The sequence below is a fragment of the Acinetobacter sp. RUH 2624 genome (assembly GCF_000162375.2).
GTDB classification, from domain to species: domain Bacteria; phylum Pseudomonadota; class Gammaproteobacteria; order Pseudomonadales; family Moraxellaceae; genus Acinetobacter; species Acinetobacter nosocomialis.
Window position 1 is genome coordinate 1108649 of record NZ_KI391939.1, and the last position, 18935, is coordinate 1127583.

General features: G+C 38.6%; 14 protein-coding genes and 1 pseudogene. 13 read left to right on the forward strand and 2 right to left on the reverse strand.

Features of this window, described 5'->3' with window-relative positions; genetic code table 11:
- Nucleotides 1-30 precede the first annotated feature (30 nt).
- The 4 genes and pseudogenes from HMPREF0014_RS11930 (at nucleotide 31) to HMPREF0014_RS26235 (ending at nucleotide 3820) form a co-directional block, all read left to right on the forward strand.
- Nucleotides 31-1254, forward strand: coding sequence for an isochorismate synthase (locus HMPREF0014_RS11930; RefSeq protein ID WP_004887250.1), 1224 nt, complete (start codon nucleotides 31-33; stop codon nucleotides 1252-1254).
- 11 nt (nucleotides 1255-1265) lie between these two features.
- Nucleotides 1266-2930: an AMP-binding protein gene (locus HMPREF0014_RS11935; protein ID WP_004887249.1), complete on the forward strand. Its 1665-nt coding sequence runs from the start codon at nucleotides 1266-1268 to the stop codon at nucleotides 2928-2930.
- 20 nt (nucleotides 2931-2950) lie between these two features.
- Nucleotides 2951-3568: pseudogene (locus HMPREF0014_RS11940) on the forward strand (isochorismatase family protein); the annotation flags it as partial.
- On the forward strand, nucleotides 3551-3820 hold the full coding sequence (locus HMPREF0014_RS26235; protein WP_227501432.1) for a phosphopantetheine-binding protein: 270 nt from the start codon (nucleotides 3551-3553) through the stop codon (nucleotides 3818-3820). The pseudogene HMPREF0014_RS11940 and the gene HMPREF0014_RS26235, both read left to right, overlap by 18 nt.
- A gap of 45 nt (nucleotides 3821-3865) precedes the next feature.
- On the opposite strand, the gene HMPREF0014_RS11945 is transcribed toward HMPREF0014_RS26235, so the two are convergent.
- Nucleotides 3866-7000 carry a multidrug efflux RND transporter permease subunit gene (locus HMPREF0014_RS11945; protein ID WP_004887247.1) on the reverse strand — a complete coding sequence of 1045 codons (3135 nt, stop codon included), beginning with the start codon at nucleotides 6998-7000 and terminating at the stop codon, nucleotides 3866-3868.
- 217 nt (nucleotides 7001-7217) lie between these two features.
- On the opposite strand from HMPREF0014_RS11945, the gene HMPREF0014_RS11950 reads away from it, so the two are divergent.
- Entirely contained in the window at nucleotides 7218-9179 is a 1962-nt protein-coding gene (locus tag HMPREF0014_RS11950) for a TonB-dependent receptor (RefSeq protein ID WP_004887246.1), read from the forward strand.
- Nucleotides 9180-9315: 136 nt separating this feature from the next.
- Nucleotides 9316-9717: a transcriptional repressor gene (locus tag HMPREF0014_RS11955; RefSeq protein WP_004887245.1), complete on the forward strand. Its 402-nt coding sequence runs from the start codon at nucleotides 9316-9318 to the stop codon at nucleotides 9715-9717.
- A gap of 72 nt (nucleotides 9718-9789) precedes the next feature.
- Here the strand turns inward: HMPREF0014_RS11955 and HMPREF0014_RS11960 are convergent, their stop codons facing one another.
- Complete coding sequence (locus HMPREF0014_RS11960; protein ID WP_006580913.1) at nucleotides 9790-11571, reverse strand: bifunctional metallophosphatase/5'-nucleotidase; 1782 nt, start codon at nucleotides 11569-11571, stop codon at nucleotides 9790-9792.
- 307 nt (nucleotides 11572-11878) lie between these two features.
- On the opposite strand from HMPREF0014_RS11960, the gene ppk1 reads away from it, so the two are divergent.
- The 7 genes from ppk1 (at nucleotide 11879) to HMPREF0014_RS11990 (ending at nucleotide 18507) form a co-directional block, all read left to right on the forward strand.
- The gene (ppk1, locus tag HMPREF0014_RS11965) at nucleotides 11879-13954 is read left to right on the forward strand and encodes a polyphosphate kinase 1 (protein ID WP_004887241.1); all 2076 of its coding nucleotides are present in this window, start codon (nucleotides 11879-11881) and stop codon (nucleotides 13952-13954) included.
- A 223-nt stretch (nucleotides 13955-14177) separates the two neighbouring features.
- Entirely contained in the window at nucleotides 14178-14252 is a 75-nt protein-coding gene (pqqA, locus tag HMPREF0014_RS0206300; RefSeq protein WP_001982218.1) for a pyrroloquinoline quinone precursor peptide PqqA, read from the forward strand.
- A gap of 75 nt (nucleotides 14253-14327) precedes the next feature.
- A complete protein-coding gene (pqqB, locus tag HMPREF0014_RS11970) occupies nucleotides 14328-15239 on the forward strand; it encodes a pyrroloquinoline quinone biosynthesis protein PqqB (RefSeq protein WP_004887239.1) in 912 nt (303 codons plus the stop codon).
- A gap of 8 nt (nucleotides 15240-15247) precedes the next feature.
- Complete coding sequence (gene pqqC / locus HMPREF0014_RS11975) at nucleotides 15248-16006, forward strand: pyrroloquinoline-quinone synthase PqqC (protein WP_000195110.1); 759 nt, start codon at nucleotides 15248-15250, stop codon at nucleotides 16004-16006.
- Nucleotides 16003-16287, forward strand: coding sequence for a pyrroloquinoline quinone biosynthesis peptide chaperone PqqD (pqqD, locus tag HMPREF0014_RS11980; RefSeq protein ID WP_004887236.1), 285 nt, complete (start codon nucleotides 16003-16005; stop codon nucleotides 16285-16287). Before pqqC ends, pqqD begins: the two co-directional genes overlap by 4 nt.
- Nucleotides 16284-17438, forward strand: a complete 1155-nt coding sequence (gene pqqE / locus HMPREF0014_RS11985; protein ID WP_004887235.1) for a pyrroloquinoline quinone biosynthesis protein PqqE — start codon at nucleotides 16284-16286, stop codon at nucleotides 17436-17438. Before pqqD ends, pqqE begins: the two co-directional genes overlap by 4 nt.
- A gap of 16 nt (nucleotides 17439-17454) precedes the next feature.
- On the forward strand, nucleotides 17455-18507 hold the full coding sequence (locus tag HMPREF0014_RS11990) for a dipeptidase (protein ID WP_004887232.1): 1053 nt from the start codon (nucleotides 17455-17457) through the stop codon (nucleotides 18505-18507).
- Nucleotides 18508-18935 lie beyond the last annotated feature (428 nt).

Below are 18935 nucleotides of genomic sequence, written 5' to 3' on the forward strand. Positions count from 1 at the left end.
CAACAAAATAATTTTATAAGGAGTTGCGAGATGTCGGTACAGCATCCGTATTTTATCCAACGAGAAAATTTTACTGAAAGCAGAATTACACTCGCAAAAGAAGTTTTAAATTGCACTGATAACGCTGGTTTTATATTTACGACTCCTGAATACATCATATCGAGTCATCAAAAACTTAAAGATATTGAGGTTACAAAAGACACTCAGCTAAAAGAGTGGCTAAACGAAGCCCGTCTACAATTACAACAAGCAATTGCAGATGGTTATAGCGATGCCAAGGTTATGGGTGGGTTGCCATTTAGTTCATCGGCAGATGTCAATTTAATGCTAATGCTAGATGCCAAGGTTTACCAGAAAGCTTTATTTTCACAAACTGATATTAATCTTGATGACTTAATCTTAAAGCAGGCCGATTATTTACCTTCAGGTGAACACTATAAACAACAGGTTGAATATTTAGTACAACAAATGCGGGCACAAAAGCTAGATAAAGCAGTACTTGCACGTATTTTACAACTTGAATTTGAAGAGAATCTTCCAGTCTCAGATGTATTTTATAACTTGGCCAAGCATAATCCTGAAGGATATAACTATGCAGTCGCAAGACACCCTCAAAGCGAAGGTTGGTTTGTTGGTGCAAGTCCTGAACTATTAATTGCAAAGCAAAATAATAAAATCTGGAGTAAACCTGTTGCGGGCACATTAGCACGCGATGATGACCCAATTGTTGACCAAAATAATGCAAGAGCTTTACTGGCTTCACAAAAAGATCAACATGAGCATGCTCTTGTCATCGAAATGATTGCCGATGAACTCACTCCTTTCTGCAAGCAACTACATGTGCCCAAACAACCTTCACTTATTCGCACCAAACGTCTTTGGCACTTGGCCTCACACATTACGGGCGAGCTTAAGCAAGCCGATACTCATGTTTTTGACTTAATTGAACGTCTACATCCAACACCTGCAATTTGTGGTGAGCCAAGTTCCGTAGCAAAAAATTTGATTCAGCAACTTGAACCATTTAACCGTGAACTATTCGCCGGAACCATGGGTTGGGCCGATGCCGAAGGTAATGGTGAATGGTCTGTGACCGTGCGCTGTGCTCGTATTTATCAAAATATTGCCCGTTTATTTGCCGGTGCAGGAATTGTGGAAGCCTCACGTCCACAAGCTGAACATGCTGAAACTGCTGCAAAGTTCCGTACTGTACTTGATGGCCTGCACATTTCACCAGACCAATTACCACGATAAGGAATATACAGATGACAACAATAAAGTATTTAGAGGGCGCTGTACCATATCCAGAAGAATTTGCCATGGCTTACCGTAAAAAAGGCTATTGGATTGGGCAAAATCTGAGTGACTTTTTACGGGAAAGTGCTCAAAAGTATGCGAAAAATATTGCAATTTATGATGGAGATAAAGCTGTTAGCTATGAAAAATTTGACAACTTAGTTGACTGTTGTGCAAGCCATTTATATCAATATGGCTTACGCGCGGGTGATAAAGCCGTCGTACAAATGCCAAACCACTATCAGTTCTATGTTCTATTTTTCGCCCTGATTCGATTAGGTGCTTTACCTATCATGTCATTGCCTGCCCATCGATATGCTGAACTCAGTAGCTTTTTTAAACAAACGCAAGCAAAAGCTTATTTCTGTTCTGATTTTGGTGCACAAAAATTTGACTACCGAGAGCTTGCCGGAAAGCTTCAGCAAACAGCAGCTTGCTTAGAGTATGTATTTGTACTTGGAGATGCTGGCAATTTTGTTGCTATCGAAAATCTATTAAAAGAAACAGAAATTCTAGCGGAAGCAATCTCGCCAACTACAGCAGATCAAGTGGCTTTTTTACAGCTTTCGGGGGGTAGCACAGGTGTTCCAAAACTGATTCCACGTACTCATGATGATTATCTATACAGTGTGCGTGAAAGTGCCAAAATTTGCGAACTCAATCAGACTTCACGTTTATTGATGGTTTTACCTGCGGCACATAACTTTTCAATGAGCTCGGCTGGTTCTTTAGGCATTTTTTATGCTGGCGGCGCGGTGGTTTTAGGTACAGATCCAAGCCCTGAAACTGCATTCCCACTTATTAAAAAACACGGTGTGACAGATGCTTGTTTGGTTCCTGCCTTGGTTCGACCGTGGATGGATAAAGCAGCCAAAGATCAAGATTCAATATTATCAACTCTACGTTGCTTGCAAGTCGGTGGAGCACGCTTACCCGATGCTGCTGCCTTACGTTTAATTGATGAGTTTAAGGTTAGTTTGCAACAAGTCTTTGGAATGGCTGAAGGGCTTGTGAACTACACCCGTTTTGGCATGTCAAAAGAACAAATTATTCATACCCAAGGTTTAAAAATCTCGCCAGATGACGAAATTTTAGTACTAGATGATCATGACCAACCCGTAGAAGCTGGACAGGTAGGGCATTTGCTCACTCGTGGCCCCTATACCATTCGCGGCTATTACCAAGCACCGGAGCATAATGCTCGTTCTTTTACACCAGACGGTTTTTATCGCACAGGCGATTTAGTCCGTATCCGTGAAGATGGCTGCATTGTTGTGGAAGGGCGTTCAAAAGAACAAATTAATCGTGCTGGTGAAAAAATTGCGACTGAAGAAGTGGAACAAGCGTTATTAACTCATCCACAAATCCGCTTGGCAGCGCTGGTTGCTATGCCCGATGAAGTTATGGGTGAAAAAAGTTGTGCTTTCGTGGCATGGCAATCACAACCTGATGATCCAAGTCCAATTCGCCTTGCGATGTCAGTTCGACAACATCTGAAAGACTATGGGCTTGCTACCTACAAAATTCCTGATCGTGTCGAATTTATCGAGCAGTTTCCATATACAGCTTTTGGAAAAATCAACAAAAAAAGATTACGTCAACAACTTGAAACTAAAACCAATGTTCTTGCCTAAAGATAAAAAAGGAAAATTTAATGAGTATTCCCAAAATTGCTAGCTACAGTATGCCTCAAGCCCATGAGTTTACGCCCAATAAAACCCATTGGCAGTTACATACCAATCGCGCCGTGTTACTGGTCCATGACATGCAGCAGTATTTTTTAGATTTTTATGACCAAACTCAAGCACCTATTCCAGAGCTCATTAGAAATACCAAAGAACTGATTAAAACCGCACGTAAATTTAATATTCCAGTGGTTTATACTGCACAGCCCGGTAATCAGACGCCTGAACACCGTCAACTATTGACCGATTTTTGGGGAACCGGGTTAAAAGATGATCCGTATATTACTCAGATTTTGCCGGAAATCTCGCCTCAGAAAAATGATACTGTTTTAACAAAATGGCGTTATAGCGCATTTAAGTTTTCCCCACTTGAACAACTCATGCGTGAGTCGGGCCGTGATCAACTTATTATTTGTGGTGTTTATGCCCATATTGGCTGTCTCATGAGTGCCGCAGAAGCATTTATGCTAAACATACAACCATTTTTATGTGGAGATGCACTCGCTGACTTTAGTCGCGAAGAGCACGATATGGCATTAAAATATGCGAGTACACGTTGTGCTCAGGTGATGACAACTCAACAAGTGACTCGTGCTTGGGAACTCGAACAAGCAACCTCGCCATTAACCCCAGAAGGAATTGTTCTCGCGGTAAGTGAACAATTACAAATTCCAGCTTCAGACATTCAGTTAAATGATGATTTACTCATGCTTGGGCTTGATTCAGTTCGCTTAATGACTTTAGTGGGTAAATGGCAGGCTTATGGTGCTCAGGTAAGCTTTGAAGATTTGGCAGAACAACCTACATTAGAAGTATGGATTGAGAAACTAGTCGCTTAAATTCAAATGATAAAAAAAGCAGATCATTGATCTGCTTTTTTTATTTTATAAAGATGAATGGTCTTTTCTATATCTAAATACACGGCCAAGCGACCATTTTAAAACCGGTAAACTATGTACCAAAACAAAGAAAAAGACCGTAAATACAGGCACCAGTAAAGTTCCTATAACTACACTGCCAAATACACTCATACCAATTTCATGGCGACTCACGGCACCAGCACCTGTAGCAACGACAAGGGGAATAACACCTGCACCAAAAGCTAAAGACGTCATTAAAATTGGACGTAAGCGTAAAGCTAAAGCCTCACACGCAGCAGTAACATAGCCTTTACCTTGTTTTATGGCTTTAGTTGCGAACTCCACAATTAAAATCGCATTTTTACAAGACAAACCAATACCCGTTAGTAACGCGATTTGGAAATACACATCGTTTGGTAAGCTAAAGATTTGAGCAAATACAAGAGTTCCAGTAATTCCTAGTGGAAGTCCTAGTAAAATAATAAGAGGTACTTTCCAGCTTTCATATAAAGCGGCTAAACATAAAAAAATAAATAAAATAGAGATAATGTATAAAAATAAGGCTTGTTGGCTCGATTGCTGCTCTTGTAAAGAGAGGCCACTCCATGCGACATCTACACCAGACTGTTTGCTCACCATATCACTTAACTGTTGCATCGCCTGACCTGAACTAAAGCCAGAACTGACATTTGCTTCAAGTTGTATGGCAGCAAGCCCCATAAATCGCGTTAAGGTCTCTGGGCCACCAATCCATTCGCTTCGACCAAAATGTGCAAGAGAAAGCATTCCACCTGTATTATTACGGACGTGCCAATAAGCTAAATCTTCAGGTTTAGAACGAAATTCAGCATCACCTTGCATAATAATTCGTTTAATTTTGCCTCTTTCAACAAAATCACCCACATAGTTTCCACCCCAAGCAGTTGATAGGGTTGAGCGAATCGCTTGTTGATCAATCCCTAATATTTTGGCTTTATTCTGATCGAGCTGAATGAAAACCTCAGCCTTATTCTCACTTACAAGCGGGCTTAAATTTTCAAAAGCAGGATAATTGCGAGATTCATTTTCTAAAGCTTTATATTGTTTAATGAGTTCATTGCGTCCTTGACCATTTACATCTCTGAGCCAAAGTTCTAGAGCATCAGATTGGCCCAAACCAGAAACACTTGCAGGCATACCCACCATAACTTTAGCTGGTAAGTTTTTTTGCAAGTAATTTTGCGCACGTTCACGAATAGCACTTGCAGTATTAGCTTCACCTTTACGTTCATTCCAATGCTTTAAGGAAACAAAGGCCATGCCTAAATTTGGACCACTTCCTGAAAAGTTTTGTCCATTAACTACTAGTACGGTATTAATATTTTTAGCTTCATGTTCAAAGAAATAGTTATTGACCAGTTTACCTACTTCTTGTGTTTGGCTCATAGAAGCACTGTTATGCAAACTATAAGGCACAGCCAACAAACCTTGATCTTCATTTGGAATAAAGCTCGTCGGCAAACTACGATAAATCACAATTAAAACAGCAACTAAAGCCAACACGACAAGACATGAAAGTGCTTTAAATTTGATTAAACTTGTTGCTAAAAAACTAAAACCAACTTTAACTTTTTCAAGCAAAGTCTCAAGTTTTTGTCCCCATTTAGGTTTTTGAGTTTGTTTTTTTAGTAAGACAGCACACAAAGCTGGCGTAATAAACATGGCTACCAATAAAGATAACAACATCGCAGCCGCTAGGGTAATTGAAAACTGGCGGTAAATCATACCCGTTGAACCACTAAAAAAAGCCATCGGGATAAATACGGCGGTTAGTACCAAGGTAATACCAATCAATGCACCAGTAATTTCCTGCATCGATGCTAAGCATGCATCCCGAACACTTAAATGTTGTTCATGCATAAGCCGTTCAACATTTTCAACCACTACAATCGTGTCATCGACTAATAATCCAATCGCTAAAACCAGTGCAAACAGGGTAAGAGTGTTAATACTCATACCAGTCAAATACAACACAACAAAGGTACCGCAAATCACAATAGGTACAGTAATGGTTGGAATAAGTGTAGCGCGCCAATTTTGTAAAAAGAGATACATGACAATGACGACCAACACCACAGCTTCAAGCAGAGTAATGATGACTTGTTTAATGGACTCTTCAATAAACGGTGTATTGTCACGTGGATAAACAATTTTATATCCAGTAGGTAGATGCTGCTTGAGCTGTTCAATTTTTGCTTTAATTAGACCAGAGGTTTCAATCGCGTTCGCATCAGGACTGAGTGAAATACCTAAACCAGCGGAAGGGTAGCCGTTTAGCGTATTGATACTTTCATAGTTTTCGGCGCCTAATTCAACTCTCGCCACATCTTTTAAATAAACCAGACTGCCATCTACATTAGCTTTAACGACAACCGATTTAAAATCATCGACTGTTTTTAATCGAGAACCAGCAGTAACTTTGGCATAAATATTCTGATCAGAAGCAGAAGGCATAGCACCAATTGAGCCAGCAGCTATTTGAGTATTGTAATCTTCAAGTGCCTGTTCAACATCACTCGGCATAAGTTGATAATTTCTAAGTTGATTTGGATTTAACCAAATACGCATTGCATAACTTGAACCAAACACATCCACTTCACCAATTCCTTGCAATTGTGAGAGTGGTTGTTCAAAGTGATTGACCATATAGTCCGATAATTCGATATTGCTGGCTTTTCCTGTTTCATCGTATAGCCCCACAATTAACAGCATATCACCTGTGGTTTTCCAAATATTTACCCCTTGTCGTTGGACCTGTTCAGGTAGACGGTTTAATGCACTGTTAATGCGATTTTGTACTTGTAATTGTGCCTTATCGATATCTGTACCAATTTTAAAATGAATATCAATACTGGTCGTTCCTGACGATTCACTATTTGATGTGAAATAAAGTAAGTTATCTAGTCCTTTAATTTGTTGTTCTAAAATCTGAGTTACGCTTTCTTCAACAGTTTCAGCAGACGCACCTCGGTAATTAGCAATCACTGTGACACTTGGAGGAGCTAGGTTTGGATAACGCTCAACCGGCATTGCACGAATAGAAAAAAAACCAAAAATAAGAATAGTGATGGCAATGACAGATACAAAAATAGGGTGATAAATAAAAAATCGAGAGAGCATTGTTATGTCTACTTTAAGCTTGTTTTCAATAGGTTTTTAGGCACACCAAATTGCAATATTAACTTTTTTAAACCAAACAAACAATAATGATTATCATTATATAAATAATAATTACTTTTATCTTGAACAATAAAAGTCATGGGGCTATCATGCTCGGCACATCATAAATGATAACAATTATCATATGGTAATCGTTATAAAATATAAGGACCGAGAAATGACGTTAACAAAAAAGGCGCTGGTGGTCGCCCTCTCAACACTGCTTCCATTTGCAGTCCAAGCAAATACCGATATTGACCAACAAGGCACAAATGAACCTGTTCAAAAACTTAAAACTATTGTGGTTTCTGCTGCTTTAAAAGAACAAGATGTAGATAAAGCACCTGCATCGATTAGTGTAATCACAAGTGAAGATATTGAACGTAGCGCGGCACTCAGCCTTGCCGATGTTTTACAAAAACAAGCTGGGGTTTATAACTATAACAGTGGTCAAGATAAAATCGTTATACGGGGAATGCTGAATACCTCAGGGAACTACACCTTAATTCTTTTAAACGGTAAACGCATGTCATCTAATGGCGCCATGTGGCGAGGCAATGACTTTGACTGGAGTGCGATTCCTTTAAATAGTATTGAGCGTGTTGAGGTGATTCGTGGGCCAATGTCATCTCTCTATGGTGCAGATGCGATGGGCGGTGTTATTAACATTATTACCAAAAAAGCAGAAGATGGACAATTACACGGTTCTATTTTTGGTCAATATAACCGAGCAGACCGTGGTGATGGTAAAAACCAGTACCGTTACGGGTTTAATCTATACGGTGGTTTAACCGATAATTTAAGTTTCACTCTGGCAGGTGATGCTTATAACCGCGATGCATGGTATAGAAAGGGCCAGCCAGATCCAGATGGTGCATATTTTGTAGAAAAAGACACCAAAAACGTAAATGGTACTTTAAGCTGGAATATTAATGACCAGCAAACCTTAGATCTAGATTTGGGCTATAACAACGATAAACGCCCGCTAACTCAAGATGCAGCTACCTCCATTCAAGAATCAGAAATGAAACGTACCAATGTGGGGATTGCTCACCGTGGTAAATGGGCTTGGGGTAAAACAGAAGCTTATATCGGTAAAGAAACCGCCAAAATTTATGACTATGACAGTGAATACGATGCGCCTCAAAGCCGTCACTATAAACAAGAAAATTTAATTGGCCGTGCTTTTGCCAACTTTGACTGGCTCATGAATAATACGACCAGTGGTTTTGATTATAAAGATCAGAAAATTACAGATGTCGTAAGTTATATCGGCACTGGAAAGAATCAGCAAAAGAGCTACGGTATATTTGTTCAAAACGATACCCATATTAATGACGCACTTACCTTAACATTAGGTGGTCGTTATGACGATTTTGATGACTTTGATGGTAAAACCACAGGTAAAGCCTATTTAGCATATCAACTCGCTGAAGGAGTCATACTTAAAGGTGGCGTGGGACAAGCTTATAAAGTTCCGGCTCCTGCTCAGTTAGACATTAACTACTCGATGATTTCATGTGGAGGTAGTTGTCACATTCGAGGTAATCCAAACCTAGCACCCGAAGAAAGTACAAACTATGAAGCATCCTTAATTGTGACCCGTCCAAACTGGAATGCTGGCGTTACAGTTTTCCAAAACGATGTGAAGAACTTGATTGAAGCAATTACCTTGAGTGATGGTGACCCGCGTTTAGTAGGTGATTTTAGAAAAATCTGGACCAATGTGAGTCGCGCAGAACTCAAAGGTGTTGAGCTTACAGGTGGATATGATTTCACTGACAATTTAGGTGTTAAGGCAAACGCAACTTATCTCGACGCAAAAAATAAAACCACAGGTAAAGACTTAACCGAACGACCAGAATGGCTTGCCAATGGCTCTATTTCCTGGGCACCAGTTCAAGACTTTCGTGTAAATGCAGGCGTGAGTTATGTAGGCAAACAAATGTACTCTGCAACTAAAGAGTTGCCAGCTTATACCACCTATGACGTGACATTTACTTCTCCTATTACGCCACGTTTAACACTGGACTATGGTGTAAAAAACCTGACCGATGTTGATTTGGAGGATAAAAACAAAACCTTTAATACCAAACTTTATGGCCGCAATTACTTCTTAAAAGCGACTTATAGTTTCTAAGCTAAATCTAGACTCAAAGCTTATTCATAGGGGAATAGGCTTTGAGATTTTTAGTAAAACACCCATGATTTCAAGTAAATATAGACAAAATAATTTTTAAAAATTCCTATATTTCTAAACATTCAGGTTAATTAACATGACGACAATATCAAAATCATTATTAAATGGACTACCGATAAAAAAATCGAGAATACAGGTTTTTGAAATTTTAAATCAGAACCCACATGGCTTAAGTGCGGATAGTATTTATGCACAACTTAAAAATGAATATAAAATTACGCTAGGAACTATTTACCGAATTTTATCTGAATTTGAAAATCGTAAACTCGTCAAAAGAGTGTTTTTGGGAAAAAGTAAAAGTATTTATAAACTCAGAAAAGACAAAATGAGTTGTAATCTGATTTGCTTAAAAACAGCCGAAACTTCAAGCTTTGAACATGAAAAAGTGAAGGAACTATTACACGAAGTTATAGATATTATTTTTGCAAATACTGGAACAGACATCAGCAGTGTAGAACTTAACCTCTATACTGAATAAAAATTTCGTTTAAATTTTCATATAAAAATAAAGGACAGCTTCGTACTGTCCTTTATACTTCATTAAATGAAATTATTTGATGACTTTAATTCGAGTTGTAGACGGAATAATGAGTGGTGAATTTTTAGCAACATAGCTTTCAAAGGCATCAATATCTTGACCACCACCAACGCGGTTCTGGCCATCTTTTAATACAGTGAAGTTGTCACCACCATCTGCTAAGAAACTATTTACCGTTACACGGTACACCTTCGTATCAACCAATGGGGAACCAGCAACCATAATATTGCTTGCTCGTGGTGAAACGGTTGTGTTTGCTGAATATTGATAACTTAACTCTTTAGACGGCTGTAAAATTTTAGGAGAACTTGCATTTCCACCAGACCATTGCTGCTCAAGCACATCTCGAATTTGTTTACCGGTTAAACTCAGTGTCACAATAGAGTTACCAAAAGGCTGAACCGCAAAAATATCACCAAAAGTAATTTGGTTATTGTTATTAATTAAGAGGTCGGCACGTACACCACCTGGGTTCATGAGTGTAAAGTCTGAACCTTGATCGCTTGCTTTAAGAGCAGAGGCTTGTTGTGCGTCGGCAATCATATCACCTAACGGACTTTCACCACTTTCGACTTGAGTACGGCTCACAACGGCAGTAGAAGTTCCAACTACGCGTCCAGAAATGGTTGTTACCGCCTGACGGTATTTATCTAAAATCGCTTCAATACTTGGTGTCTTACTAAATTTTTGATAAAGATCTGTAAGGCTTACGGTCATTGTGCCTGAAGTATAGGCCTCACTTTGAATCGGAATTTGTTTAGCATCTTTTTTAATGATATCGCCAGTTTTACCGTCTAGCTCAATCTTAATATCGGTAATAAGTGTGCCGTATTGGCCAGCTGAAGTCAGTAAGAATGGCTTAGCTGGATTTTTAGTTGCATAGTCACAAATATAAGATTGATGCGTATGCCCTGAAACAACAATATCAACTGCCGGATTTAAGCGATCTAAAATACCTAAAATAGGTCCACTTAAGCCATCACAAGTTTTTTCATTAAGTTTAGTACTTGGTGCAGCACCTTCGTGAACAACTACAACAATTGCCTGAATTCCTTGTTTTTGTAGTTCAGGAATTAGCGCATTGACCGTATCCGCTTCATCACGAAATTCAACATCTTTAATGCCGGCTGCAGAAACAATACTTGGAGTCGCTTTAAGCGTTAAACCAATAAATGCTACTGGAATTCCGCCATACATTTTGACTTTATAAGCTGGAAAAATAGTTTTACTTGCATCGTTTTTCATTGCGACGTTAGCTGCAAGGAAATTAAATTTCGCCCCACTAAAGTTTTTATTAATTTGGCAGGGTACTGTACTTGTATATTGTTGACATCCACCATTTTGCAAACGGCGTAACTCATCTGTACCTCGGTCAAACTCATGGTTACCGACTGCATTAAAGTCAATTTGAATATCATTCATGACGTCAATGGTTGGCTCATCTAAAAATAATGAAGAAGTGAGTGGCGAAGCACTAATTAAATCACCCGCTGAAACAACAGCATTATTTGGATTTTGAGCTCTAAGTTTTTTAATTGCGTCTGCAAGGTAACTCACACCACCAACTGGAATACGAACTGTTCGAGACGCGTCATTAGGGTTAGCGGCATCAACGTAGCGTTTAGGTGGCTCTAGATTTCCGTGAAAGTCATTAAAAGCTAAAATATCGACAATCTGGTTACTTCGGGGCGCAGATGTATTTGAATCACTGTCATTGTTATCATTACAACCGGCTAATAAAGCCATCGCCAGACATAAAGATGTTGTCTTAAATAATATATTTAAAGTTGTCATTTTTTATCAATTGGTGAATTAAGATGCATAAAAAATACGCATACTGTGTGAATATTTGATGAAAACTAAATCTTAATCAAAATCAGATGATCTTTAAAAAATTAATGCTAAGATAATATTAGAGGTAAACTAATAAAAGGAAATATTTAAGACACATAAATAGATGTTAATTTTTAAGTTTTTCATAAAAAATTCATGAATTTGCAATAAAACAGTTACAAAATGTTCAGTGAATAAAATCGGTTATATATTTTTAAATTAATCTTTTTTATTCATGTTCACTTTTTATCCATTATAAGAGTCAAGAATGACATCATTACCTACATTATCTAGCTCAAACCAGCATAATTTAGAGACATATATCAATAGAGAACTCTCTTTATTAGAGTTTCATAAGCGTGTGCTCGCTCAGGCCAAAGATATTGAACACCCATTACTTGAACGTTTAAATTTTTTAATTATTTTTTCACGTAATCTGGATGAATTTTTTGAAATTCGTGTGGCAAGTTTAATCCAGAAAATTAGCCTAATGACACAAGCGACTGGACCAGAAGGTCTGCCATTACCAGAAGTATTAAAGCAAATTTCGAAAAATGCTCATGAAGCCGTTGAAGAGCAATATAAGATTTTAAATTATACGTTGTTGCCACAGTTGCAAGGCTATGGCGTCCACTTTATTCAGCACGGCGATATATTAGAAAAACATAAAGAATGGATTAAAGAGTACTTTTTTAAAGAAGTACAACCTGTAGTTACACCAATTAGTCTTGATCCTGCACACCCATTTCCACGGTTAGTTAATAAAAGTCTTAACTTCATTGTGACTTTGGAAGGCAAAGATGCTTTCGGACGTCAGATTGATTTAGCTATTGTGCCGGCACCGCGTTCTTTACCAAGACTTGTTAAAATTCCGGAGCATATTTCCGGTGGTGCAGAACATTACATTCTGCTCTCTGCCATTATTCACCAGCATATTTCGGATTTATTTCCGGGTATGAAAGCGACAGGCTGTCATCAATTTCGTGTGACCCGAAATGCTGATTTAACCGTTTCTGAAGATGTAGAAGACTTGGCGGCAGCTTTAAAAGGTGAATTATCTTCACGCCGTTTTGGTCAAGCAGTTCGTTTGGAAGTAGCAAAAAAATGTCCTGAAGAAATTGCGAACTATTTATTAGAGCAATTTGATTTAGATGCAGAACATCTTTATTACGTCGATGGTCCTGTCAATTTAGCCCGTTTTATTTCCAACTTTGATTTGCCAGAGTTGCGCTATAAACCGTATCAACAGGTTTTACCAAAACTTCTCTATAGCAAAAAGCCAATTTTTGATGTGTTAAAAGCAGGGGATGTTTTACTTCATCATCCATTTGATTCTTTTGCACCCGTTATTAAGTTTCTTCGGGAAGCTGCTCAAGACCCAAATGTCTTGGCAATTAAACAAACCTTATACCGTAGTGGTGCCAACTCGGAAATCGTTCAACTTCTTGCAGAAGCGGCGCGTAACGGTAAAGAGGTCACTGCTGTTATTGAGTTACGAGCACGTTTTGACGAAGAGTCCAATATTGAAGTAGCTAACGTATTGCAAGAAGCAGGTGCAGTTGTCGTTTATGGCATTGTTGGCTATAAAACTCACGCTAAAATGATTTTAGTTGTTCGCCGTGAACAAGACAAAATTAAAAGATATGTCCACTTAGGTACAGGCAACTATCATGCGGTGAATGCCAAAATTTATACCGATTTTGGCCTGCTTACGAGTGATGCTGAAATTTGTGAAGACGTACATAAGATTTTCCAAGAACTGACCGGTATGGGCAAAATGGCAAAGCTTAAGAAACTTTTTCATGCACCTTTTACCTTGCACTCTCAGTTGCTAGAGCTTATTGAACAAGAAATTAAAAATAGCCTTGCTGGCAAAAAAGCACACATCATCATTAAAGTGAATGCGCTTACTGAACCACAGCTCATCAGCGCGCTTTATAAAGCTTCTCAAGCGGGTGTACAAATTGATTTAATTATTCGCTCAATTTGCTGTTTAATACCACAAGTTACAGGGTTGTCCGATAATATTCGAGTACGTTCAATTGTTGGACGCTATTTAGAACATACTCGAGTTTACTATTTTTATAATGATGGTGATACAAAAGTGTTTTGCGCTAGTGCAGACTGGATGGAACGTAATTTGTTCTCTCGTATCGAAACCTGCTTCCCAATCGAAAGTAAAAAATTAAAGAAACAAGTGATTGAAGATGGGCTAAACAATTATCTAAAAGATAATCGTCAAGCATGGGAACTACAAGCCGATGGAACTTGGGTGCAATGTCAGCCTAAACCAGAGCAAGATCTTTATATTGCACAGCAATACTTAATGAACTTAGCCGTGTAAAAGTTCGGTCATAGCAGAATATTTGTCTGTTATGACCTTTTAATCACCTTTGATTGATAAGGAGTTATTAAAATTTGGACAAAAAACACAATTATCGAACAATATCTTGTATCAACCTTATCTACAAACGTGGCATTTTTAATTAGAATAAATTTTTAATTGCTTTATAAGATTTAATCAAGTGATTCATTTCGCAAGATTAATCCTGACTGGAGAAAAATTTATGCAATGGACAAAACCAGCTTTCACTGATTTACGTATTGGTTTTGAAGTAACAATGTACTTTGAAGCACGTTAATTATTTCTATTCAAATCTGACATAAGCCCTAGTTTTGTTCTAGGGCTTATGTCTTTCTAATAAGATATTAATTTTATGTATATTTATATTTTAGGTTCAGCGGCTGGAGGCGGCTTCCCTCAGTGGAACTGTAATTGTCCTAATTGTCATGGTGTTCGTACAGGTAAAATTAATGCCAAAGTACGAACTCAATCTTCAATTGCGGTTTCAGAAAACGGCGTAGACTGGATTTTATTAAACGCATCACCAGATATCCGTCAGCAATTATTTGACTTTAAAACAGCTCAACCTGCACGTAAATTACGTGACACGGGCATTACCAACGTTATTTTGATGGATAGCCAACTTGACCATACCACTGGACTGTTAACTTTACGTGAAGGCTGTCCAATGAATGTGTGGTGTACAGAAATGGTCTATCAAGACCTGACCACAGGTTTTCCAGTCTTTAATATGTTGAAGCACTGGAATGGCGGTCTTCAATACAATGAAATTAATCCTAAACAAGCTTTTAAAATTGATGGTTTTGAAAATTTAGAATTTTTACCTTTAATTATTCAAAGCGCGGCACCGCCATATTCACCACATCGCCATGACCCGCATGAGGGCGACAATATTGCCTTAATCATCAAAGATCGTAAAACACAAAAACAGTTGTTTTATGCACCAGGGCTTGGAAAGATTGATGATCAAATCATGCAGATTATGCAAAATTCTGACTGCGTCATGATTGATGGCACACTCTGGACCGATGATGAAATGCAGCAAACGGGTGTAGGTAAAAAAACTGGCCGTGAAATGGGACATTTATATATTAGTGGGGAAGGCGGTTCACTGTCTTATTTGAACCAACTCAATACACCCAAAAAAGTGCTGATTCATATTAACAATACCAATCCGATTTTAAATGAAGACTCTGCTCAATTTGCTGAACTAAAAGCACATGGTGTAGAAGTTGCCTATGATGGCATGCAGATCGAACTCTAAGGTGAAACATGACTCAAACACCTGAAGCTTTAACAACCGAACAATTTAAACAGGCCATTATTGATAAAGGTCAGTATTATCATATCTATCATCCATTTCATGTGATGATGTATGAAGGTAAAGCCACTCAACAACAAATTCAGGCTTGGGTTGCAAATCGCTATTATTATCAAATCAATATTCCACTCAAAGATGCCGCGATCATGGCAAATTGCCCAGACCAACGCGTACGTCAGGAATGGATTCAGCGCATGATTGACCAAGATGGTGAATATCCTGACGGTGGTGGACGAGAAGCATGGTTACGATTAGCCGAAGCTGTAGGTTTGAGTCGTGAACAAGTGATTTCCGAAGAATTGGTTTTGCCGGGTGTTCGCTTTGCTGTAGATGCCTATGTAAATTTTGCACGTCGTGCATCATGGCGTGAAGCCGCAAGCAGCTCTTTAACTGAATTATTTGCACCGCAGATTCATCAATCTCGCCTTGAATCATGGCCACAACATTACCCTTGGATTGATGACAAGGGCTATGAATATTTCCGCTCTCGTTTAAGTCAAGCACGCCGTGATGTTGAACATGGTTTAACAATTACGCTTGATTCATTTACCACTCATGAGCAACAACAAAGAATGCTGGAAATATTGCAGTTTAAACTGGATATTTTATGGAGCATTTTAGATGCCTTAACACTGGCATACGTACACAATGAAGCACCATATCATAGCGTGACTCAAGAACGGGTATGGCACAAAGGACTATTTAAATGAATAAAGAACAATTTGATGTAAATCTTGTGCCTACATGGCGACAAGGTTATCGCTTTCAATTTGAGCCTGCTCAAAATAGTTTTGTCATTTTATATCCTGAAGGCATGATTAAATTAAATGAAAGTGCAGGGGCCATTGGACAGTATATTGATGGGAAAAATAATGTCTCTGCCATTATTTTCCAGCTCAAGCAACAATTTGGCGATATAGCCGAAATTGACAACGATGTTATTGATTACATGTTAGTTGCCCAGCAACAACACTGGATTGATTTAGTATGACAGAAGGTGTTGGCCTACCTTTATGGTTATTAGCGGAGTTAACTTATCGTTGCCCGCTACAATGTCCATATTGCTCAAACCCTTTAGACTACGCGCAGCATAAAAATGAACTGACCACACAAGAGTGGTTTGATGTTTTTGATCAAGCGCGTCAAATGGGGGCAGTACAACTCGGTTTTTCCGGTGGCGAACCTTTGGTGCGTCAAGATCTGGAACAGCTTGTGGCGCATGCACACCAACTAGGCTTCTACACCAACCTGATTACCTCAGGCATGGGACTTACCGAACAGCGTATTTCGCATTTAAAGCAAGCTGGCCTAGACCATATTCAAATCAGCTTTCAAGCGAGTGATCCGGTCGTTAATGATGCTTTAGCTGGGTCGAAACATGCTTTTGAACAAAAGTATGAAATGTGCCGACTTGTTAAGAAATATGATTATCCGATGGTCCTCAATTTTGTAATTCATCGGCATAACATTGACCAGATCGATAAAATTATTGAGCTTTGCCTTGAACTCAATGCAGATACAGTCGAACTAGCAATTTGTCAGTTTTATGGTTGGGCATTTTTAAACCGTCAGGGTTTATTACCGACACAAGAACAACTCATACGTGCTGAACGTATTACCAATGAATATCGGGAAAAGTTAAAAGCGCAAAATCATCCTTGCAAACTTATTTTTGTAGTGCCTGATTATTATGAAGAAAGACCAAAAGCCTGTATGAATGGCTGGGGTAAAATTTTCTTTACAGTTGCTCCAGATGGTATGGCTCTGCCTTGTCACGCAGCAAGACAATTACCGATTTCTTTCCCAAATGTTCGTGAACAAAGCCTATCAAAAATCTGGTATGAGTCTACCGGTTTTAACCACTTCCGTGGTGATGCATGGATGCCAGCAGGATGCCGTAGTTGTCCAGATAAAGACCGCGACTTTGGTGGCTGTCGTTGTCAAGCTTATATGTTAACAGGCGATGCAAGTAATGCAGATCCTGTTTGTAGTAAATCGCCGTATCATCAGCTCATTGAACAGGCACGTGCCGAGAGCGAATTCGATGCAACTCTAGAAAAACTGGTATTCCGTAACACTAAAAATTCAAAGCAATTTACGGTTCAACAAAACATTCCGGTTCAAAATATTGTAGATGATTAGCTATGAGAAAACCGATATGAACCATGGCATATTGCCTGTTTTTGATGGCCATAATGATATATTAACCCGTTTGTGGTTAAGTGATCATAGCAATCCTGCTCAGGCTTTTATTCAGGAACGTTTAGCAGGGCATCTCGATTTAAAACGCTGTCAAGAAGCGGGTTTTGTCGGTGGGATGTTTGCTATTTTCTTGCCGCCTTTTCATTATGTTAAGCAGCATCATCCCAACAAACTATTTGACCAAAACGCGTCTGACTTTACCCAACAGCAAATTGAGCAAATTTGTCTGGCACAACTCGATTTAGCAAAACAACTTGCCGAGTATTCTAACGATATTCAAATTTGCACAACTGTTCAGCATATTCAGCACTGTTTAGCAAAACAAAAGTTAGCCATTGTATTGCATATGGAAGGCGCCGAAGCACTACAGCACAATCCAGATTTACTCGATGTATTTTATGATGCAGGGCTTCGTAGCATTGGGCCGCTTTGGAATAGACCCAGTCGTTTTGGACATGGTTTAAATGCTAAGTTTCCCCATTCACCAGATACGGGAGCCGGCCTTACACACGAGGGGAAAGCATTTATAAAACGCTGTACTGATAAAAAAATGGTGATTGATGTTTCCCATATGAATGAACGAGCTTTTTGGGATACCGCTAACATTCTTCAACAGCCCATAGTCGCGACCCATTCGAATGTACATGCCTTATGTCCACAAGCCAGAAATCTAACAGATGACCAACTTAGGGCGATCAGGGACTCTAAAGGCATAGTCGGGGTAAATTTTGACGTTGCATTTTTACGTAAAGACGGGCAGCGCGATGCCAACACATCTATTGATGTACTTTTAGAGCATCTTGAATATTTAATAGATCAAATGGGAGAAGATTATGTCGGTTTTGGTTCCGACTTTGATGGAGCACTTATTAGCGATGAAATTGAAGATGTAAGGGGACTACACCTACTTATTGAAGCAATGCAAAAGCGACATTATTCCAATGAAAGTATAGAAAAAATTTGTTTTTCTAACTGGTTAACCGTACTCAATCGCATTCTAGATAAATAATTTATTGCTAAACATATTGAAAATAGCGAATTATTTTGCATTTTTTATTGGCCGAAATGACTAAAAAAAGTACAAATGGTTTAATTGTCAACCATTCGGTAAATTAATTAGAATCAATATTACTGAATGTAAGAACATTTGGTATTTCAGGTCTTTAGTGGTTTTCACATGCGCCCATTTCTTTTTGAGAAGTAGAAATGGGCGTTTTTTATTGCTTATTTTAAAAATGAGAATTTCATCACAAGAATGACCAATTAATTGCAAATGGTCCCTTTCCCATCTTGACTAAAAGTTCAGCATTAAATACATTGGAACTGTATTTAAAGATAAATAAGATTGCTTAAAGCAATTAATAATACTGCTTAATCCTGAAATACAGTAAAAAGCCTATTCCATTTTTAGAATAGGCTTTTTGCTTTGTATCAAAA